We start from the raw sequence: 20855 nt of genomic DNA, 5'->3' as shown, positions 1-20855 counted from the left end.
ACCCTGTTCAGTTATGCTTACAAAAGTGCAGAAAAACGAAACGCCGGGGTTTAAAAAAGAGCGCATTGCAGTTCTTCATCTGCTGAAAACCCTGGCATTGATCATCATGCCTCTCCTGGTGGAGAGTGTTCTTGCCACCCCGGCAGTTGCCGCCCCGGCCAGCATAGTTTCCGGCACTTCGGTTTTTACCATGACATCGGCGCCGATTGTTCTGTCAAATATAAAACCCGCGACAGAGCTTGGACTTGGCAATACCACCGCCTATGCCACGGCACAGGTTCAGCTCGACTGGATAAACCCGGCGGCTGAATCGACACTCTCTGCCGGCAACACCTATGCTTCGCAGCAACCCCAGACTCGAACCATTAATCCCCTCTGGACGTGGGCGTTTCGACTCAACAATACCACGGTGCCCAGTGTGAGCGTTACCTACACGGTAACGGGGGCAAATGGCCAGCCGGGAGTGTTTTCGAACTCTCTTGATCCCTCCTCAACCATTGCGGTAACGGTGATTCCCAATGGTGTGACAGCAACAAAACGTTCAAGTAATCGGTGGACATTGACGGATTCTGTCAATATTTCCTTTAACTTTGGAAGTATAAAAAATTCCGGCACCTATTCCGGGACAGTTAAAGCCAACATAACCGCGGTGAACTTTCAATGAAACGCATTGTAACGCTCACTCTTCTGCTGCTGCTTTCAGTTTTTCAATGGGGGACTCTCTTTGCCGAGGATCCGCCGGGGCAGGTTGCGGTCTCTCCAGCCATGTTTGAGCTCAACATAGGCTCAAAGCCGGTCAATGAGTCCATACGGATCAAGAATCTTAAAAAAAATCCGGTAACCCTCAAGGTTGAGGTTTACAACTGGACGCTTGATGAACAGAATAAACTGAAGATACTCCCGCCTGATTCCCAGTCGCTGGACCAGTGGATGATTATCAATCCCGTGAGTTTTACCATCGATCCGGGTAATGAACAGGTTATCAGATTCTCCATTCGTCCCCGTACGCTTCCAAATCCGGGTGAGCATCGCGCGGTTATCTATTTTGCTGAACAGCTTTCGCCCACAAACCCCGGAGGAGTGGAGATACTCTTCAAGCTCGGAGTAGGAGTCTACGGCTATGCGGAGAAGATTCAGCGCGCTGCATCATTGCAGGGCGTGTCGCTTGACCGGGCTTCAGGCACTCTGAAAGTGGATATTCAGAACAGCGGCAATGTCCACACCCGTCTGAAAGGGGAGTATGCCCTGTGGAAAAAAGACGGGTTCCCCGGATTTAAATCCATAGGAAGCTATACGAACTGGCCTCGTGATAAAAAGAGGCCGGAGTGGTTTCTTGGTTCCGGCAGTATGAACAACACCCCGGTACTTGCCGGCCAGAGGCGTACCATTACCACAAAATTTGATCCTCCTGACAAGAATACCGGTTACATCATAACGGTAAGCGGCACGATTGATGGTAAAAAGATTGAAAAGATTTTACAGTAGTTCAGCCTGTACGTCAAAGAGTCCTCAGGGGATCATTTTCTCTTTTCAGCTTTATGCAGCGCTATCTTTTTGTTGTTCTCCATATCGCACTTATTGCGCTCTTCTCTTCCTCTGTGGCAGTAGCGGAAGAAGCAGGCTCTTTGCCTGATACGCCGTCAGTTAAAACACCCACTCCTTCCGTTCAGCTATCGCCATCCAATGCACAGGTTGCTTCAGGTATGGAGCGATTGCTCGTCGGTATCTACATGAATAACCGCCTGGAAAAAGAGGATACGGTTTTTCGTGAAAACAGGGAGTACTGGATTCCGTTTTCAATCTTTCTTGACAAAACGGGGTTAAAAGAGGAGCGTCGGAGTGCCGGAACAGCCTTTTATCCGACGAATATCGGCGTTATCAGTTTCAATACAGCCAGACTGAAAGAGTTTGATGCTGTTCCATGCATCTCTTTTACTGATCTTAAAACCACCTTTCTTGCCTCTCCGGAGTTTAACCAGCCTCTCTTCGCTGTTATGCTCACTATCCCCTGGAGTGCCGGTTCACCGAGAAAAATGGCAATCAGAACGGCCGATATCCTGGCTCCGGATCGCTCCATTTCATTTATCGGCATCGAGGCTTCAGCCGACTATGATTTTAACTCGGATGTCAATCGTAATCTGCAGATCGCAAGCGGAGGAAGGCTCTTGAACGGTGTCTGGAATGTCACTGCTGCGACCGAAAGAGGATCGGCATTTACCCCTTCACGCTACCATTGGACGACCTTCAACAATAAACTTGCTCTTCGGATCGGTACCGGGTATACCGGAAGTTATTCGCTGATCGGTTCGACAAACATGACCGGTGTGCAGATCGGCTGGAATAACCATTCGATTATGCGCCAGCTTGATGCCGGGCAGGATAATGCAAGCGAGCTTTTTTTGAATATTGATGCAAACCAGTTAAGGACTATTGAAGGCAACGGCCCACCCGCCAGTATCGCTGAACTGCGCTTTGACGGTGAGGTTTTTCAGCGCCAGCGCATCGGTCTCGACGGCAAGTTCTTTTTTGAGAACGTCCGGATGTCGACAGACCTTCGTAAAACTGAGGTGTATATCTATCTTCGTTCCATCAATGAAAAACCCTTCAAGGTCATTGACTTCAGCCAGTCAGTTGCGGGAAGGGCTCTGCCGCAGGGAGAACTGCTGATTCGCGGCGGTCTGGGAAAAACCGGAAACCTGCTCATCCAGCAGGAGCGGGTTAACAATGCAGATGCTGCTTTCGGCAATGTACTCTATGGCCTGCACAGCAGAATTACCCTTGAAGCTGCAATGCAGTTGAACCCGTCAGCTCAATCATCGGATCTGCTTCTCGGAACAATACTCTCTCCCGGAGCAAACTGGAATGCCGCACTCTACGGAGCCCGTTCCAATGAACGCGGAGCTGCCGATTTCCGGCTTGAAGGCCACTATACGAACTGGACGGCGGCATACTGGGGAACCATACGCCAGGATCGTTTCGCCTATGATTTTCAGGAAAGAGATATCAATCATCTGTTCCGCTGGGGAGCATCTCCCTTCCGGCAGTTGGGGGTGCAGATTATTGCGCACTACGAAAAACTGGGGGATCGCTGGCCTGCCCATTATGTTCTGCCCGCAGTCAGCCTCTATCCTTTTTCCCGGCTTACACTCAGCGCAACTCCTGATGATTTTGAGAACTACCGTTATGAGGCCGGCATCCGGATAGGTGATTACAATACCCTGCGTACGATCTATCAGAATGATATTATCTCTCTCGATTATCAGCGCAATTTCAGTAATCACTTCAACGTTCGACTGTTAAACGATTATCACCGTATCTATAAAACAAATATCACCAATCTGTTATTCAACTGGTACCCAAAAGAGAATACCAATGATCTGATCGAGACGGCAATTTCCCGTTCAGCATCATCGTTCGGAATTGCCGGATCATGGACCCGTTATATCAATACCGGACTCAGGGTTGCCCTGCAGTATACCTATCAGATGAAAACCGTCGCCAATATTACCATGGGCGATGTGAATGCCAACGTTATTATGCCCGAGACACAGAAAAATGTTGCACTCTCGTTGTCATGGGATCTTGGTTGGTCGAACCGGGGGCTTTTTCCTATCAATCGCAATGCCGTTACCCTTACCAGAGGAGCTATTGCCGGGTCACTCGATATCGGCAATGAGACAAAGCTCTCCGCTTCCGACATCAATAATATCAGCATACTGCTCAATGGCCGTCAGATGCAGCAGCAGCAGATTGATGGATCATTTTTTATCGGGAGTCTGAAGCCCGGTATCTATAATGTTGCTGTTGATCCCGAAAAACTGCCTATTGAGCTGGCGGTTGATCAGAAAGAGAGGAAAGTGGAAGTTAAAAGCGGAGCGGTTACGGCGCTCACCATTCCGGTTTATGCGGAGTTCGGTGTCGCAGGATTTGTTGGTGACTCCTCCGGCAACGGTATTGCCAATGTCCTGCTCGAAGTATCCGGCAAGGAGGGCATATCCGCGGTCAAGACCTTTACCAACGAATTCGGTTACTATCGTGCCGATACCCTTCGCAGCGGAACATACCGGATCACTCCGGTATCGGTCGGAAATCGCCCGATTGCAAATCCCCGTCCGGTTGATATAACGATCAAGGATGATTTCCTTTTTGATGTCAATATGACTATTGTTGTTCCTCCCCTTCCGCCGGTAGAGGTTCCCGTCGGTGAACCTGCACCCTGAGAGCGGTGGAACGGGTAACAAGTAGTATACTGCAGGGCACCGCTTTTGGTTGTCGAGAGTGGTTTGATTGATAGGCTGGCGGAGTGCAATAACCGGAATGTATCCCGATCCCGACGTTGTCGGGAACAAACGAAGCAATCGAATTGCGGAATAAATTAATAGAAGTGCCTTTTAGTTAACGTTTCAAGCCTCATTTATGTCTTTGTTCAACAAACTATTCGGAGAGAAATCATATCCTTCACCCGACATCAAAATCGGCGCGCAATATGGTGGCGGGATTATCTTTTTTATCGACCAGACAGGAGTGCACGGTTTGATAGCTGCAAAATCCGATATGGAGGGATCCTCTCCGGGTATAGCCGCCATGAAAGGGTTGTCTGAAGGGTTGTTTAACTGGCCGGATGCAGTGGAGGCATGCAGAAAATCAGAAGCCGGCGGTTTTCGTGACTGGATTCTGCCAGACAAGGAGCAGTTGAACCAGCTCTTTATGCATAAACGGGTGGTCGGTGGTTTTGTGCAGGATTCCGCCACCTACTGGAGCTCCTCGGAGAGCCCTGACGGAGGAGGCTGGATTAAAGCCGGAATCTGGATAAAGGATTTCAGTCGGTTCGGCAACCAGAGCGCCGAACCAAAGGACGCCTACAACCGGGTAAGGGCTATCCGGGCGTTTTGACCGTAGGTTATTCCAGAGCCGGAAAGAATAAATGCCGGTTATGGCTTCATCCGGTAAAATATCTTTCCGGTTGCAGGGTTATCCGGCTCACCGCAGGCGATCTATTTGCCTATGCAGAACTGGTCAAAGATCATGTTGAGTATCTCCTCGTTGATGACTTTTCCGGTGATCTCACCGACGTAGTTGAGGGCTGAACGGAGTTCAAAGGCGATGAGTTCGGTTTCGGAGTTGCTGTTGATCAACATCCGGGCGTTTTCGAGGGCATCGGAGGCGTTGCGCAGGGCTTCGTAGTGGCGAAGGCTGGTGACCAGCACGCTTGCCTCATGCAGCTTGTCGAGCCCAACAACCATAGTGCTCATCAGCTCTTTAAGTGTCTCAAGCCCTTCCCCCTTTGCCGCCGAAATTCCGCAAACGTCACAACCGGTTGCCTCACGCAGCTCTTGAATCCTTTCCGGACTTTCCGATGCCAGGTCAATTTTGTTGGCCGCAACAATCATCCTTGCATTTCGGTACTCGCTTTTGAATTCAAGAATTCGGGCAACCTCATCCGCATAGTCATCAAGCGTGAGGTCAAGGATGTATACGATAAGGTCGGCTTCGGCAATTTTTCGATAGCTTCGCTTCACCCCTTCGTGCTCGACCGCCTCCTCGGCTTCGCGCAGACCCGCAGTATCGGTGAGGCGGAACATGGTTTTGTTATAGAGAAAGCACTCCTCAATGTAGTCGCGGGTCGTACCCGGCATGTGGCTGACAATCGAGCGCTCCAGGCCGAGCAGTGTATTGAGGAGGGTTGATTTACCGGCATTCGGTCTGCCCGCAATGACTGTTGCAACCCCCTCCTTCATTATCCTGCCATGCTGGTAGGAGTCGACAAGACGACGCAGCTCCTCCTGCAACACTCCCAGCTGCTGCTGAAGCTCTCTGCGGTTCTGGAACTCCACATCCTCCTCGCTGAAATCCAGCTCAAGCTCAAGCAGTGCGCAGGAGCGAAGAAGCTGCTCGCGCATGGCCTCAAGACGGAGTGAAAGTGTCCCCTGCATCTGGGTCACCGCCGTGCGGAAGGCTGATTCAGAGCGGGCATGGATCATCTCTCCGATGGCTTCAGCCTGGAGGAGATCAATGCGGCCGTTGAGGAAGGCGCGGCGGGTAAACTCTCCGGGTTCAGCCAGGCGACACCCCTCATCGAGCAGCACTTTCAGAATGTGCTGAACAACAACCGGCCCGCCGTGGCAGGTAAACTCCACCATATCCTCCATGGTAAAGGAGTTCGGGGCGCGCAGGACGAGTGCTACCACTTCATCAATCAGTCCCTCAGAGTCATGTACGGAGCCGAAATGGGCCGTATATCCCTTAGCTTCTGCAAATCGGAATGCGGGGTTCTGCTTTTTTTTGAAAATACGCCCGGCGATCCCGAAAACTCCCCTGCCGCTTATACGCAAAATCGCCAGTGCGCCGACACCAACCGGCGTTGCAACTGCGGCTATCGGCATGCCCGGTTCAGGCAGAGAGGCGGAGCGGGTGGTCATGGCTGCTGGTTTTTGAGGTTGACTGTACGTTCTGGAAGTATAAGGATTAGAGGCAAGAAATTGTAACTTTAGGGCATCGTTGTAACGCTGTTTCGTCCCGATACTGTAGAGCGATACCCTTGGCAGTTTGAAGGGAAACAAAATCAAAAGAGACCATGCAGGAGAACAGACCGATTGAGCAGTTGAAAGCTGCTATTACCGCAAAGAGAGAGCGTACGCTTCAGGAGCAGTTTGAACGGGTGGTCAGCCTGGTAAAGGTGCTTCGCCAGGAGTGCCCATGGGACAGAAAACAGACATCGCACTCGCTTGCCCATCTGCTGCTTGAGGAGAGCTATGAGCTGGTACATGCTATCGACGAGGGGGACGAGAGTGAACTTAAAAAAGAGATAGGCGACCTCTTTCTCCACCTCTGTTTTCAGGTGGAACTCGCCGGTGAGCGCGGAACCTTCTCGTTTGGAGATGTTTTTGATGCGCTCTCTCACAAGCTCATAAGCCGTCATCCTCATGTGTTTGGTGACGTTGTAGCCGAGAGCGAACGGGAGGTTGTGAAAAACTGGGAAAGTCTTAAAATGCAGGAGGGTCGTCAAAGTTTGCTTGAGGGTGTGCCGAACACCATGTCGGAGCTGCTGCGGGCATACCGGGTGCAGAAAAAGGTCTCCGGAGTCGGTTTCGACTGGCCAAGTGATGACGGGGTGCTCGACAAGCTTGCTGAAGAGATCAGTGAACTGAAACATGCGGCAGGCAAGGCTGAGCAGGAGGAGGAGTTTGGCGACCTGCTCTTCACTATTGTCAACTACAGCCGTTTTCTTGGTGCCAATCCTGAAGACGCGCTCAGAAAAGCCACCAACAAGTTCATGGCCAGATTTCGCGCTGTTGAAGAGAAGGTGCACTCTTCGGCGCGCGACTGGAAGGAGTTCAGCCCCGAAGAGCTTGATGCCTTGTGGCAGGAGGCAAAACGGTGTTAGGACGTTTTTTAAGCGTAAATTAAGTTATCGTTAAGGCTTCTTTAATTGTTTATTCACTACAATTAAAAAGGGTTAGCTGATAAGCTGCTGATCCTGCCGGTACCGTAAGCACCTTGATGATATTGATTTTGGCTGGTGATGATAGAGATGCGTCGATGACTGCGCTGTTGCCTTGATGACCTGATAATAACAACCAGATACTCCTCTTGATGTACCGGCATTGATTTTGTGTTCACCTTGCGTTGGCAGTTGTTTTTCCGGAAAGCAGTAATTATGTATTCTGTTGTTGTATTTTAACGCCTTTTTTTTTCTGCACATGCAGGGGAAAAAAGGTGGTTGACACCATCAGAAATATTCTCCGGCAAGAGATCTTGCACGTAAACAGGTAATCAGCTTTTTGCTGCTGCGGGGGTTATCAATTTAGAAATAACAGTAACTGCTCTCTATGTGATGAGGTTGCATTCAAAGGTAAAATCCACCCGTTTGAGCAGTGTGCTTTTAGGTGCCGCACTGGCATTGCCCTCAGGGCAGATGCTCTATGCTGATGCTCCGCCGGAACGGGGAGTGGTCAGCATGAAATATCTGAATTATCAGGATAGTCAGTCCGGAGATTCAGCGTTTACAACAGGGATGCAGAGGGATCGGATTGCGGTTAATGCTCTTACTGTGATGGCAACAGCTCCCATTGCCGGTAAATGGTCAATCGGAACATCGTTCATGGAGGATTCGGTTACCGGGGCTTCTCCGGCCTACCACTCCTCAGGTTTTCCGGCAAATAACGCGGTATCGGGAGCATCGGGGGAGTTGCGTTATGCCGGAGACTTCAATCTCACCCGGTACTTTTCAAGGGGAACGCTGGGAGCTGCTGTCAGTTATTCGAAAGAGTCTGATTATATCTCCCGCAGCGCCTCTTTGCAGGGGAGCTGGTCGACTGAAGACAAAAACACAACGTATACTCTCGGCGGAAGTTTTACCGATGACACCATAAAGCTCAGTGTTCCGAATGTTGTGGCGGTGAAAAAACAGGACCGGGATGAAGGGAAGCAGATATTAGCGGGCCTGTTTGGCGTTACAAGAGTGTTATCGAAGCGTGATATTGTGCAGCTCAACCTTGGCTACTCAAACGGAAACGGCTATTACACCGATCCCTACAAGGATCCGGACCAGAGGCCGAGGGATCGCAATAACATGACCCTCCTGACCCGGTGGAACCACCATTTCGATGGCAGTGACGGTACCATCAGGCTCTCCTGGCGTTATTACACCGACTCTTTCGGTATTCGGGCGCATACGCTTGGGGGTGAGTATGTGCAGCCGCTGCATCATGGCTGGACAATAACACCGCTGCTTCGACTCTATACACAGTCCGAGGCTGATTTTTATGTGGTAGCCGGCCCGGCAGAGCAGGCAAACCCGTCAACAGCCACACCGCCTCCTGCCGGCGCACTCTTTTATACGGAAGATCAGCGACTTTCAGCTTTTGGCGCCGTTACGGCCGGGGTTAAGATAAGCAAGCAGTTGGGCCGTGACTGGCTGGTGGATTTGAAGTTCGAAAAGTATGAACAGCGTCAAGAGTGGGCACTATTTGGTAACGGCGATCAGGGAGTCACGGCTTTTCATGCCAGAAGTGTTCAGGCCGGAGTTTCACGGCAGTTCTGAGTAGAATGCAGGAAAGAGTATGAATTTTCAGATGTACATGGCGGTTGTGAACCTGCCGGTCGGGGCGCTTGACTCCCGGTCGTTCTACAAAAAAAGCAGTTATGAATATTTTTCGTTTTCGCTTTCAGGCAATGAAGAGCAATTGTGAAGTTGTCCTTGTTGCCGAAAGCAAGAATAAAGGGCAGGCAATAGCCGCACATGCCATCGCGGAGGTTTCAAGAATTGAGCGTATCTACTCCCGATACCGGCCGGAGAGCATTGTTTCGCGCATCAATGCTGCCGCCGGCCAGGATTCTGTTTCCTGTGACACGGAGACCATAACGCTTTTGCAGTATGCAGATAAGCTCTATGAAACCAGTTCAGGGTTATTTGATATCACTTCAGGGGTGTTGCGCAAGGCCTGGAACTTCAGTGAGGCCGCAGTGCCTTCACCGGAAACGCTTTCATCGCTGCTTCCTCTTGTCGACTGGAAGCGTGTGGAGCAGAAGGATGACCGGGTGCATCTGCCGGTTGCGGGAATGGAGCTTGATTTTGGCGGCTTCGGCAAAGAGTATGCCGCCGACAGAGCTGCGGCGGTTATTCACGGAAAAGGGGTAAAGTCCGGTTATGTCAATCTTGCCGGTGATATACGGGTTATAGGCCCAAAACCTGACGGTACGCCCTGGGTAATCGGTATTCAGGATCCGCGTCACCGCGAAAGAACGATTGCCTCTATCCCGCTCTATTCCGGCGCACTTGCCACAAGCGGTGATTATGAGCGATTTTTTGAAGCGGATGGAAAACGATACTGCCATATCATCCATCCCCGTAAGGGATATCCGGTCACCTATTGGCGTTCGGTAACGGTTGTGGCTCCGTTAGCCATAACAGCGGGGAGTTACTCGACCATCGCAATGCTCAAGGAGGATGATGGGTTGGCTTTCCTCAAGGATTCGGGAATGGACTATCTGGCAGTGGACAAGTTCGGCAGGATTTATCACAATACTTAACAGAGCAGATTTTATAATATTCACTAACGACGTTGAGGCGATAACATTATGACGCATTATTATTTCAGGCGCGCAGCCGCTCTTTTTACTTTTTTTATGGTACTCTGCAGTACTGTACGTGTTGCTTTTGCGGCTGAGTTTCTTGATCCTGATCAGGCCTTCAAGCTCAGGGCTGAGCTGAGCGGCTCCAAAACGATTTTGCTGAATTGGGAGATAGCAAAAGGGTACAAGCTTTATCAGGACAAGGTGAAGGCGACTGTTGATGGAGGGGCTGCGAAGCTTCAGAATCCCGTTATGCCGAAGGCAATATTGTATACCGATCCGACAACAAACGAAAAGCTTGCTATCTATCATGACAGGCTGTCGGTTTCAGCTCCTGTTGTAAAAGCGGACGGCATATTTACGCTCAACGTCGAGTATCAGGGGTGTGCCGAAGACGGCCTCTGCTATCCACCTATAACCAAGAGCTTCACGGTTGATCCTTCAAAACCGGGAGTACTGGCTGTGGCAGGTGAACAGCCGGTTGCCGATGCCGGATCAGTTACACCTCCTGCAGACAGTGCAGCAGCGCCATCATCAGTGGCACCGACTGAAGTAAAGCCGGCAGATAACGATCTCAATCTGGCGAAATCAACCCTGGCAGGCGGAAGTCTCTGGAAAATAGCCCTTGCATTCCTTGCGTTCGGTCTGCTGCTCTCCTTTACTCCCTGTGTGCTGCCCATGATTCCCATTCTCTCGTCGATTATTGTCGGTGAGGGCGAAGTGACCCGCCGTCGCAGTTTTTTAATGGCGCTGGCTTACTGTCTGGGAATGGCACTGGTTTATACCTCTCTTGGTGTTGCCGCCGGGCTTGCCGGTGAGGGACTTGCAGGAGCATTGCAGAAACCCTGGGTACTGATACTCTTTGCGCTTCTGCTTGTGACGCTCTCGCTTTCGATGTTTGATGTCTATCAGCTTCAGATGCCTGCCTCCATACAGAACAAGCTGAACAAAACTTCCGGAAACCTCAAGGGCGGTCGTTTTGTGGGTGTGTTTTTGATGGGCTCCCTTTCAGCACTGATTGTCGGGCCCTGTGTTGCTGCGCCGCTCGCAGGAACGCTTGTCTATATCAGCCAGACGAAAGATGTGGTTATTGGCGGACTGGCGCTTTTTTCAATGGCCATGGGTATGAGTGTTCCGCTTCTGCTGGTCGGATTGTCTGCCGGAAGTCTGCTTCCCCGAGCCGGAGCATGGATGATCGGCGTGAAATATGTTTTCGGACTTCTGCTGATTGCTGTTGCCATCTGGATGGTTTCACCGGTTATTCCGGCTCAGGCGGTCATGATCGCATGGGGAGCATACACGATTCTTTGTGCTGTCTTTCTCGGGGTTTTCGATAAACATGCCGAAAAATCAACGATTGCCCAGAAGTTCGGCAAGGCTCTTGGGCTGGTGCTCTTTATTATCGGGGTACTGGAGCTTATTGGCGCGACTTCAGGCGGAACCGATGTCCTGAAGCCGCTCTCAGGGTTTCATGCCTCTGCGGTTTCTGTTTCAGGTGATGAGAAGAGGGTCGCTTTCACACAGATCCGCTCAGCAGCAGAGCTTGATCAGGCTCTCCAGTCGGCGGAAAAGCCGGTCATGCTCGATTTTTATGCTGACTGGTGTGTTGCCTGTAAGGAGATGGATAAGTTCACCTTTCATGATCCCCAAGTGATTTCACAGTTCAACAACCTGACACTGCTTCAGGTTGATGTTACCGCCAACAGTGCTGATGACCGTGAATTGATGAAACGCTTCGGGTTGTTCGGCCCTCCCGGTATGATCTTTTTTGATGCATCAGGCAAGGAGATTCCGGACAGCAGAGTTATCGGTTTTCTTGAAGCACCTGCTTTTTCCACTCATCTCAGCAAGTTTGTGGCAGGCAGTTGATCGCTTCCGGCTGAAAAGATTACCGGATTCCCGCGCCAGGTGGTCATGCGCCGCTCTGCTTGATCCCATTTTTGCCCTGCTTCCGCCCTTGCCAGACGGAAACAGGGCGAGCTGTTTTCAGCCACACCGCCCTTTCGTATGGCTGGTTGTTGTGAACAGTTCTGCTTATCTTTTCTGGTTATGGGTACGTTACTTCCTGCAGTGACAGGCAATCTAAATGCAGCGGCATGTCTTTTTATACGGAATTCGCACCGTTTTACAGTCAGATTTTCCCTTTCAGAGAGGAGGTTTATCGCTTCCTCCAGGAGTATGCTGGCGCTCCCGGAAGCAAACTGCTTGATGCCGGCTGCGGTCCCGGTTTCTATTGCGGCAGGTTTGCCCTTGATGGTTACCATGCTGTGGGGGTTGATCTTGATTCAGGGATGATTGCTGCAGCAAAGGAGGATTTTCCGCTTGCTGCATTCCACTGCATGGATATGACCGCCATAGAGCGCATCCCCTCATCCTTTCAGATGATCTACTCAATCGGTAATGTGCTGGCTCATCTCTCCGGAGGGCAGCTTTCGCTTTTTTTTGCTTCGCTGTATGAGCAACTTGCGGAGGGAGGATTCTGGGTTTTTCAGGTTGTGAACTGGGACTATTTTCTGACTTTGCAGGAGTATACCTTTCCGGTAAAAAGTATTGCCTCCGGCTCGATGGAGTTTCATCGCCGATATAGCCGCATCTCGCCGGAACAGGTAACTTTTGAGGTAAAGATGATCTCCGGGGGAAAAATGATTTTTCATGAAGAGTCACCGCTCTATCCTCTTTGCGAGGATGCCTTTTTAAGCCGGCTTACTGCTGCGGGGTTTTCGGTTGAGGGGGTGTATGGCGGTTTTGAGCACCAGTCGTTTATGAACAACCGGAGCTCAGCACTTGTGATGGTTTTCAGAAAGTAATGGCGCCTGGATGCCGGGAGGAGACACCTCAGTTCCAGGCTTCAATGCGCACATTGGCGGTTCCATTGCCGAAAAGCCCGATCTCTCTGGCGGCGGCTGGAGAAACATCAATAATTCGTCCCTTTAAATAAGGACCCCGGTCGTTGATGCGAACAACGACATGTTTTCCGTTATCAAGATTGATCACCCTGACACTGGTTCCAAAAGGAAGTGAGCGGTGGGCTGCAGTGAAGTGGCTACAGTTAAAAGATTCACCGCTTGCTGTTTTTCTGCCTTGAAACTTTCTGCTGTAGTAGGAGGCGGTCCCTTCAGCAGCCAAAGCGCGCTCAGGAATAAGGGTGGTCACACCACAGTTATCCTGCGGGAATGAAGAGCTGTTTTCAAAGGGAAGTTCAGATGCTTCTGCTGCATAGAGTGGTGCGGTGTTCAATGCAGGGCAGCAGATAATAAGGGTAATAATCAGGAGAAAAGGGAGCCGGAGCGCAGGTCGTCTGATTTTCGTCATAATGCCAAAAGGTTATGAGCGTTCTTTTAAACGTTTTCTCTTTCGCCTCAATTCAGTCAGAGCCGGTTTTGTTCCGCTTGTAAACATGAAAAGGCCGGGTGGCCTTTCCATGTTTAATATACAAAAACCGTTAGTAACCTCCGAGTGCATCCTGTTTAAACCGGGATGAGGAGGCGGCCGTCAGGAAGCTGATGATCTGCGGTTGGAGGAACCAATAGTTTCCAGTTTAACCTGGGCGGTTCCTGTTTTCAGTATGCCAAGCTCCTTTGCTGCGCCGATAGAGAGGTCGATAATCCTGCCTTTGACAAATGGACCTCTATCATTGATCCGAACGACAACGTCTTTGCCTGTTCGCATATTGGTTACTCTTACCCATGTGCCGAAAGGCAGTGAAGGATGGGCAGCGGTCAGCTTGTTCATATTGAAGGTCTCGCCATTTGCCGTTGTACGGCCATGAAACTGATTGGCGTAGAAGGAGGCTTTCCCTTCACCGACGAGAGTGTTTATGTGTGATTCTGTATTCAGTGGTGAGCTGTTCTGCTGCGCTGCTTCTGCAGAGCTGTAGAAAGGATTATATCGTTCGGTTATTCCGGAGAAAATCGAACCGCTCGTATTGACCGAAAGAGTGGCCAACATCAGAGCTATTACAAATGATAGGTTGATAACTTGTTTTTCATGCTTCATAAACTCGGGGTTTGGTTGCCCGTCATCGTGACGGAATCCAGGGAGTGATGAGTCGAAATGAATAAAAATCGATAATCCATTCAGTTCCCCGGCACCTCTTAATATAAAGAAATAAAATCATAATAAGCAATTATTACGCAAAGCCTTTTAAATACAGGAGTTTCGAGCCCTTTGGAGGGATAAATCGAATTTTAATGGCTAAAATTCATCCTTCGAATGAGCTTTTGCTGTTTTCAGGATACCCGGCAGTAAATCCTCATTTTATTCTTTATTGTGGATAATATTCATTCCAGGTAAGACTGCTGCTGTTCTGTTTTTTTTACGAACACGCTCCGGGGTTGTTTCCGGATTCTGAAAGGATGGTGATCAATGCTCGGCTGCGGATCGCTGTCCGGCCAGCCGAATTGTTCGATTGGGCAACTATTGTCTATATTGAGCACTCAATATTTTGTTCTCTAAAGGTATGGTAGCGGTGTGCAACCGAACGCTCTTTTTCCTCTCTTACAGATGCAGGCACAGTGGCGGTCCTTTGTAATTTTAGGATTAATTGGCTTTATTGTTGTTTTTATCAGGCATGAAACCTGTGTTATATTATTTTTTTTGAGAAGATAATCATGTCAATAACGTCTGAAGAGCCAGGTTCAGCTTCCCATTCAGAACCTTCCGGCTTTAAACGGCTTGCAGGCCTCTCTCTTGCTGCTCTCGGTGTGGTATTCGGTGATATCGGAACCAGTCCCCTCTATGCTGTTCGTGAATGTTTCCATGGCGATTATGGTATTCCTGTTACAGAGGGCAATGTTCTCGGAGTGCTCTCCCTGCTTGTCTGGTCGCTCTTGCTGATTGTCAGTCTGAAATACCTGACCTTTATCATGAAGGCGGATAATGACGGTGAGGGCGGTATTCTGGCCCTTACAGCACTGATCATTACCCAGAGTAAAAAAATCGGTCATGAACGCTGGTTTCTGGTGGCTATCGGCCTTTTCGGTGCGGCACTGCTCTATGGTGACGGTATGATTACGCCGGCCATATCGGTTCTCAGCGCTGTTGAAGGTGTTCAGATTATTGCGCCGGCATTCAAGGATCTGGTTATTCCTGTCACCATTGCAGTCCTTGCTCTTCTTTTTTTCTTCCAGCATCACGGCACAGCAAGGGTCGGAGCTCTTTTCGGTCCGATTATCTTTGTCTGGTTTGCGGTTATCGGAGTGCTCGGCCTTATGGAGATTATTCGGTATCCGCAGATTCTGCAGGCAATTCTGCCCTGGTACGGGATCTCATTCATTTTAGGCAATCATCTTCAGGGCTTTATGGTGCTCGGTGCGGTTTTCCTCTCGGTTACCGGTGCTGAAGCACTCTATGCTGATATGGGCCATTTTGGACGGCGTCCCATCCGTATGACCTGGGTAGTGCTGGTGCTTCCGGCTTTGCTGCTTAACTATTTCGGACAGGGAGCACTGCTCCTGGCATTTCCGCAGGAGTCTCATCATCCCTTTTACGGGCTTGTACCGGAGTGGGCAATGATTCCTATGGTGATACTGGCAACATCGGCAACGATTATTGCCTCACAGGCTCTGATCACCGGCGTCTTCTCTTTAACCCAGCAGGCCATCCAGCTTGGTTATCTTCCCCGCCTTACGGTTACGCATACCTCTGCCAAGCATATGGGACAAATTTATGTTCCGGCAGCGAACTGGTCGCTTATGATTGCAACCATCAGTCTGGTTGCCGGTTTCGGCTCATCCAGCAAGCTTGCCGCGGCATATGGCGTTGCCGTTACGGCCACCATGCTGATCTCCACCATCCTGTTTTACTATGTTGCCCGTGATCTCTGGAAGTGGAACAATGTGGCGCTCACGATTATGATCAGCTGTTTTGCTGTGGTCGATATCTCCTTTTTCGGGGCAAGTATGACCAAACTTTTCCATGGCGCCTGGTTCCCGCTTGCGATCGGCCTGGTTATCTTTACCATTATGCTGACATGGAAACAGGGGCGCACTCTTCTTTTGCAGCAGTTGCAGGACCGTACCCTCACGGTTGAAGAGTTCATGCAGAGTCTTGCGTTGCAGCAGCCTCAGCGGGTAACCGGGCAGGCGGTCTATCTGACGGCCAATCCGGATGTAATACCAATTGCCATGCTCCACAACCTTCGTCATAACAAGGTACTGCATTCGGAGGTGGCACTTTTTCATTTCAGTACAGAGCGGGTGCCGAGGGTGCCGAACAGCCGCAAGGTTGAGGTAGTCAAGCTTGGCGATGGTTTTTTCAAGGTTGTTGCCCGATTTGGTTTTCTTGAGTACCCCAATATTCGCCAGGTCATAGCTCTGGCTAATCATCAGGGTCTGCATTTCAAGCCTGCTGCCATCAGCTTTTTTCTCAGTCGTGAGAAAATTGTTGCCGGCCTGAAAACGAAGATGATTTTATGGCGGAAAAAGCTTTTTGCCCTGATGGCCCGAAATGCACTCAGTGCTACAGCTTACTACGATCTGCCATCCGGTCAGGTAATTGAGATAGGTCTTCTGGTGCAGATCTGAATATATTTGTTGCCTTCGCGACAGACAGGGCTCGGGTGTTCTCGACATCCTTATCCCTGCCTGTCGCGACTCGGTTTTTTGTGCTCCATCCGTTTCGCCTTCAAACCCCTCACAACCCAATACACCGGGGACTACTGTCAGAAGAGAAGATCGTTGATCGGTAGTTGTGACGGCGTTTTATATGGAAAAGCGTTGCATGAGCGTTATTATGAGGGAATAGTACATACTGATTGAATTATGATGGATGTTGTCCACAATATTTTTAATAATCCACTGTCGTCACTGCTTGTTATCGGTAATCTGATCATCATTGAAAGTCTGCTCTCGGTCGATAATGCAGCAGTACTTGCGACAATGGTTATGGACCTTCCTGAAAAAAAACGTGCGATTGCACTTCGATACGGCATTATCGGAGCTTATGCCTTCAGAGGAATCTGTCTTTTTTTTGCAGCAGTTCTGGTTCAGATATGGTGGCTGAAGCCATTGGGAGGACTCTACCTGCTCTATCTTTTCTGGGACTGGATGAAAGGACGATCAACTCCGCAAAAAAGCGATGACTATTTTCAGAAAGAGGATAACTGGCTGTATAAATGGACATCAGGATCGCTTGGAACATTCTGGTCCACGGTGCTGCTTATCGAAATGATGGATCTGGCTTTTTCCATAGATAATATTTTTGCCGCTGTTGCCTTTACTGACAACATCGTTCTGATCTGGACCGGCGTGTTTATCGGTATTCTCGCCATGCGGTTTGTTGCCCAGGGCTTTGTCCGGTTGATGGAGAAGTATCCCTTTCTTGAGACCTCAGCGTTTGTCGTCATTGGCCTGCTTGGTCTCAAGCTCACCCTCTCTGCCGTGGAGCATTTTTATCCGGAAACGGTTTTTGTTCGATTGCTTGAAGGCCATACCGGAGATATTATCACTTCCGGGGTCACCGTTGCTGTTTTTGTTATTCCCATGCTGACCAGTCAGCTGTTCAACTATCCGGCAAAAGATCGTTGAGGTATAAGCTCCTGATGAAGAGTGCGATCACGGTTTTTCTTTAGTATATCTTTTTTTATAAGATGTATATTTGATACCGGAAGGTATATTCATTCGTTTGCTCCCGAAAAGTTGTGGTATTTCTGCCTTCCGGATGCTTTATTTACCTGTTGTTATTGATTTCTCCATACTCGTTGCTGTATAGAGATGCTCATGTATGGCAGGCACTTTTCAATGCACTCCTTTTTTTGATGTTATGGGTTCATCTACGGGATTCAATCAAAGACTCAGAGAGTACGTTCTGAAAAAACACGGATCAGTCAATGCGTTCTGTCGTGCTACCGGCATTAAATATCCGGCTCAGATGACTCCCTATCTTTCGGGTAAATGCATGCCCGGAAAGAAAATGATTGCGCGGCTTGAAAAGGATGGCGCAGATATAGAGTGGCTAATCTCCGGTCATGTTCACAGCACGGTCCCCTCTTCGCTGAGTAATACACTGGCGTTGTCCCGGTACCGTATGGATATTGAAAACCTTTTCAGGAAGGTTCGGCTGCAGATTGCCGGAAGTACTGATGTGAGCAAGCCGGCGATCGATGCCTATGCAATTGTTGATCAGGATGAACGTATCGTTGATCTGACAGGATCGATTGAAAGGTTTTTGGGATATGAAAAAGGGGCTTTGTCCGGTGCTGAATTATCCCGATTGATCCATCCTGATGATTATGTCACCATACAGAGTGTTTTGCAGCAGCAGCGGCTTGATGATGATATTGTCTCGTTTGCTTCGAGATTCAAAACAAGTGACGGCAGTTTTATTCCTGTTGAGCTCTGCCTGTATATAAAAAAGATACCAATGTCAGAACAGGCTGAATATGCTATGATTTTAAAGCGCAGAGAGAGTTAGACGCTCATTATTTGCAGCTTTCCTGTTCTTTTCTGCAGTTACGCTTCATGCCGTTATTTCCCCGGAAGAATCCGCTCCTGTTTTATGGTGATCAATCGGCTCTTTTTTCTGAAATATATCGTCTTGTTTCAAGTCCGTAATGCTATTAAATTGATACGGTTTTTTCTCCCGATTTTATTACTATAAATTATATGTTTTATATATAAAGTAATGTTCGGTTATTAAGCAGGTAAGGAGGTTGGTATGAGTCAGTTCAAGGTTGGCGATTATATTGTTTACCATAAGCCGAAATGCTCTTTTTCTCCGGGACCTCGTGCCAAGCAGATTTATCCGCTGGAACACGGGGAGGAATATCATTATGTTGTGGACAAGTTCTGGAAGGTTGTCAGCGTCAATAATGATGGATCCCTTGATGTTGTTACCCGAACGGGAAAACAGCACAGACTGAATACCGGTGACCCCAATATCAGTAAAGCCAGGATTCTCCATCATTTTCTTTATCGGAAGCGCTTTCCGAGGATCAACGAACAACCCTGATTCCACTTTGGTTCTCATGCAATAAAATCAGGGGGTGATTGTGCTATTCGTTTTCCCCTGCAGGTTCATTGCCGGTTCGCAGATAGTGGGCCTCTGTTTCATACCACAGGGGCTTTTCATTGCGGAGCATACTCACTACCGCATGAAATTCAGCCGGGTCGGAGAATGAGTGGTTTTCAATCAATTGACTACTTGAGTCATAGATCGCAATTCTGCCTGTATGTTTATGCAGGTCCCATCTGCTGTAGTAACTTGCTACAAGAATGTTTGCCATGCTTTTGTCCCCTCTTTTACAGGATTATAAACCGCAACATATAAATGCCAGCCGGATTCAGTGCTATTCCGGGTGCTCGCTTATTTCTTGATTATTATAAATTTCGCACGATTCAGCGTTGCCCACTCCGCTGTTGCGGGTTTTCCTGACGGAAGTGTTGTGAGAGGAGATAGTGATGCATTGTTGAAATTGGCATCGGTAATGTTTGCCCCTTTCAGATTTGCCCCCCCAAGATTTGCCTCTTCGAGATCGGCTTCAAAAAGTGATGCATTTTCAAGATTTGCATTCTGCAGATTCGCTCCGGTGAGTATTGTTCCGAAAAGAACAGCGTTTGAGAGGTTGGTATTGCTCAGGTCCGCATCTTTGAGAAATGCGCGGTCAAGATTTGCACCCTGCAGATTCGCACCCTGCAGATGAGCCCCTTTCATATCGGCTTTATGGAAGTTGACCTTACTGAGATTTGCACCGGCCAGATTGGCCTCATCCAGCGATGCGCTCTTGAAGCTTGATCCGGAAAGAGTCGCACCCTGCAGATTAACCCCTTTCAGGCTTGAATCGTCGAGCTTTTCCTCTTTCATGGTTACGTCGAGATCTTTTTTTGTCTTGCGCATAGTGTTCCATGACTCAACATCCTCGATGACAAGTGCAGGCTGTTCATTGCTTTTTGTGCCCGATATGACCGAAGAGGGTGCTGTGAGTGAACCGTGACTCTCCTTTTTTTCAGAAGGGGTGAAAACCGGTGTCGTATAGGTTAACGGGGAGCGCTCCGGTTCTCGGACAAATTTTGCATTATGGAGCAGACTCCAGCGTAAGGTGGCTCTATCTCCCGAAGGGAGGATGGTATTGTTTGACAGGACGGCACGCTCAAGAAGAGCCTGATCAAGGAATACCGCATCTTTCAGGTTTGCCCCCTTGAGGTTCGCGTTTTCGAGATTGGCTTCAAACAGAACCGTGTTTGCCAGGTTCGCGTCCTCCATATCGGCCTCTTCAAGCATGACCCATCTCAGGTTGGCACCCTGAAGATTTGCCCCCCTGAATATGGCTTCTTTCATGAATGAACCCTTCATATTTGCCTTTATCAGGCATGCACCGGAAAGATCGGTGCCTTTCATGTCAGCTTTTTTGATAAATGCCATCATGAGGTTTGCGCCCTTCAGGTTTGCCCTGTTGAGTTTTGAACCACTGAGGTCAGAGCGAACGAGGAGGGCTCCACCCAGATTTGCTTCACTCAGATCGGCATCTTCAAGTACAGCCTTGTAGAGATCGATGTTTGCTGCCGGTGAGGCAAGGCGCCAGCTGTTCCATTCGGCAACGCTCTTTTTCAGTGCGTTCAGTGTCACGGTATCGTATGCCACAGCACTATTGCCTGCTGAAACGACCAGACCAATACAGATCGTTGCGATCAGAGTGCCTTTGCGATTCATAGTTGCCTGATTATTTGATTGGGTAGGCTCGTACTCCAGCTCTGAATCTCTTTATCATGAGCGTCGGGCCGTAGTGAATTTAAAAAGTAATGAAATTACAAGAGAGAAGAGAAACTTAAATGCCGGCGAAAGGG

General features: G+C 49.3%; 19 protein-coding genes. 14 read left to right on the top strand and 5 right to left on the bottom strand.

What is annotated here, in order from left to right; all coding sequences use genetic code 11:
• The first annotated feature begins 13 nt into the window (after positions 1 to 13).
• The 4 genes from CFERDRAFT_RS02830 to CFERDRAFT_RS02815 all read left to right on the top strand — a co-directional run bounded on the left by CFERDRAFT_RS02830 (position 14) and on the right by CFERDRAFT_RS02815 (position 4893).
• Positions 14 to 664 carry a hypothetical protein gene (locus tag CFERDRAFT_RS02830; protein ID WP_006365695.1) on the top strand — a complete coding sequence of 217 codons (651 nt, stop codon included), beginning with the start codon at positions 14 to 16 and terminating at the stop codon, positions 662 to 664.
• Positions 661 to 1485, top strand: coding sequence for a fimbrial biogenesis chaperone (locus CFERDRAFT_RS02825; RefSeq protein ID WP_006365694.1), 825 nt, complete (start codon positions 661 to 663; stop codon positions 1483 to 1485). The genes CFERDRAFT_RS02830 and CFERDRAFT_RS02825 overlap by 4 nt, the downstream gene beginning before the upstream one ends.
• A gap of 53 nt (positions 1486 to 1538) precedes the next feature.
• Positions 1539 to 4220 (top strand): carboxypeptidase-like regulatory domain-containing protein, encoded by a 2682-nt coding sequence (locus tag CFERDRAFT_RS02820; protein WP_006365693.1) that lies wholly within the window; start codon positions 1539 to 1541, stop codon positions 4218 to 4220.
• Positions 4221 to 4416: 196 nt separating this feature from the next.
• A complete protein-coding gene (locus CFERDRAFT_RS02815) occupies positions 4417 to 4893 on the top strand; it encodes a DUF1566 domain-containing protein (protein WP_006365692.1) in 477 nt (158 codons plus the stop codon).
• Between the two features lie 101 nt (positions 4894 to 4994).
• Here CFERDRAFT_RS02815 and mnmE read toward each other — a convergent pair whose 3' ends face one another.
• Positions 4995 to 6419, bottom strand: coding sequence for a tRNA uridine-5-carboxymethylaminomethyl(34) synthesis GTPase MnmE (gene mnmE / locus CFERDRAFT_RS02810; RefSeq protein ID WP_006365691.1), 1425 nt, complete (start codon positions 6417 to 6419; stop codon positions 4995 to 4997).
• Between the two features lie 155 nt (positions 6420 to 6574).
• Between mnmE and mazG the strand changes: the two genes are divergently transcribed.
• The 6 genes from mazG to CFERDRAFT_RS02785 all read left to right on the top strand — a co-directional run bounded on the left by mazG (position 6575) and on the right by CFERDRAFT_RS02785 (position 12881).
• Entirely contained in the window at positions 6575 to 7384 is an 810-nt protein-coding gene (gene mazG, locus CFERDRAFT_RS02805) for a nucleoside triphosphate pyrophosphohydrolase (protein ID WP_006365690.1), read from the top strand.
• A gap of 492 nt (positions 7385 to 7876) precedes the next feature.
• A complete protein-coding gene (locus CFERDRAFT_RS02800) occupies positions 7877 to 9043 on the top strand; it encodes a DUF3570 domain-containing protein (RefSeq protein WP_232209749.1) in 1167 nt (388 codons plus the stop codon).
• 19 nt (positions 9044 to 9062) lie between these two features.
• Complete coding sequence (locus tag CFERDRAFT_RS12615; RefSeq protein WP_269479149.1) at positions 9063 to 9191, top strand: hypothetical protein; 129 nt, start codon at positions 9063 to 9065, stop codon at positions 9189 to 9191.
• Positions 9145 to 10032, top strand: a complete 888-nt coding sequence (locus CFERDRAFT_RS02795) for an FAD:protein FMN transferase (protein WP_006365688.1) — start codon at positions 9145 to 9147, stop codon at positions 10030 to 10032. The genes CFERDRAFT_RS12615 and CFERDRAFT_RS02795 overlap by 47 nt, the downstream gene beginning before the upstream one ends.
• A 48-nt stretch (positions 10033 to 10080) precedes the next feature.
• A complete protein-coding gene (dsbD, locus tag CFERDRAFT_RS02790; protein ID WP_006365687.1) occupies positions 10081 to 11943 on the top strand; it encodes a protein-disulfide reductase DsbD in 1863 nt (620 codons plus the stop codon).
• Between the two features lie 227 nt (positions 11944 to 12170).
• Positions 12171 to 12881, top strand: coding sequence for a class I SAM-dependent methyltransferase (locus CFERDRAFT_RS02785; protein ID WP_006365686.1), 711 nt, complete (start codon positions 12171 to 12173; stop codon positions 12879 to 12881).
• A 28-nt stretch (positions 12882 to 12909) separates the two neighbouring features.
• Here the strand turns inward: CFERDRAFT_RS02785 and CFERDRAFT_RS02780 are convergent, their stop codons facing one another.
• Positions 12910 to 13386 (bottom strand): septal ring lytic transglycosylase RlpA family protein, encoded by a 477-nt coding sequence (locus tag CFERDRAFT_RS02780; protein ID WP_006365685.1) that lies wholly within the window; start codon positions 13384 to 13386, stop codon positions 12910 to 12912.
• 180 nt (positions 13387 to 13566) lie between these two features.
• Entirely contained in the window at positions 13567 to 14070 is a 504-nt protein-coding gene (locus CFERDRAFT_RS02775; protein WP_006365684.1) for a septal ring lytic transglycosylase RlpA family protein, read from the bottom strand.
• Positions 14071 to 14684: 614 nt separating this feature from the next.
• Here CFERDRAFT_RS02775 and CFERDRAFT_RS02770 point away from each other — a divergent pair.
• From CFERDRAFT_RS02770 to CFERDRAFT_RS02755, 4 genes are all read left to right on the top strand, one after another.
• On the top strand, positions 14685 to 16598 hold the full coding sequence (locus tag CFERDRAFT_RS02770) for a potassium transporter Kup (RefSeq protein WP_006365683.1): 1914 nt from the start codon (positions 14685 to 14687) through the stop codon (positions 16596 to 16598).
• Positions 16599 to 16835: 237 nt separating this feature from the next.
• On the top strand, positions 16836 to 17600 hold the full coding sequence (locus CFERDRAFT_RS02765; protein WP_006365682.1) for a TerC family protein: 765 nt from the start codon (positions 16836 to 16838) through the stop codon (positions 17598 to 17600).
• A gap of 343 nt (positions 17601 to 17943) precedes the next feature.
• Complete coding sequence (locus tag CFERDRAFT_RS02760) at positions 17944 to 18486, top strand: PAS domain-containing protein (RefSeq protein ID WP_232209744.1); 543 nt, start codon at positions 17944 to 17946, stop codon at positions 18484 to 18486.
• A gap of 243 nt (positions 18487 to 18729) precedes the next feature.
• Positions 18730 to 19023, top strand: coding sequence for a hypothetical protein (locus CFERDRAFT_RS02755; RefSeq protein ID WP_006365680.1), 294 nt, complete (start codon positions 18730 to 18732; stop codon positions 19021 to 19023).
• Between the two features lie 43 nt (positions 19024 to 19066).
• Here the strand turns inward: CFERDRAFT_RS02755 and CFERDRAFT_RS02750 are convergent, their stop codons facing one another.
• Both CFERDRAFT_RS02750 and CFERDRAFT_RS02745 read right to left on the bottom strand, forming a co-directional pair.
• Entirely contained in the window at positions 19067 to 19297 is a 231-nt protein-coding gene (locus CFERDRAFT_RS02750; RefSeq protein WP_040432977.1) for a hypothetical protein, read from the bottom strand.
• Positions 19298 to 19377: 80 nt separating this feature from the next.
• Entirely contained in the window at positions 19378 to 20721 is a 1344-nt protein-coding gene (locus tag CFERDRAFT_RS02745; RefSeq protein ID WP_006365679.1) for a pentapeptide repeat-containing protein, read from the bottom strand.
• Between the last annotated feature and the right edge of the window lie 134 nt (positions 20722 to 20855).

Source organism: Chlorobium ferrooxidans DSM 13031 (assembly GCF_000168715.1).
Classification (GTDB): Bacteria; Bacteroidota; Chlorobiia; order Chlorobiales; family Chlorobiaceae; genus Chlorobium; species Chlorobium ferrooxidans.
This window is presented reverse-complemented; position numbering and strand designations above follow the sequence as displayed.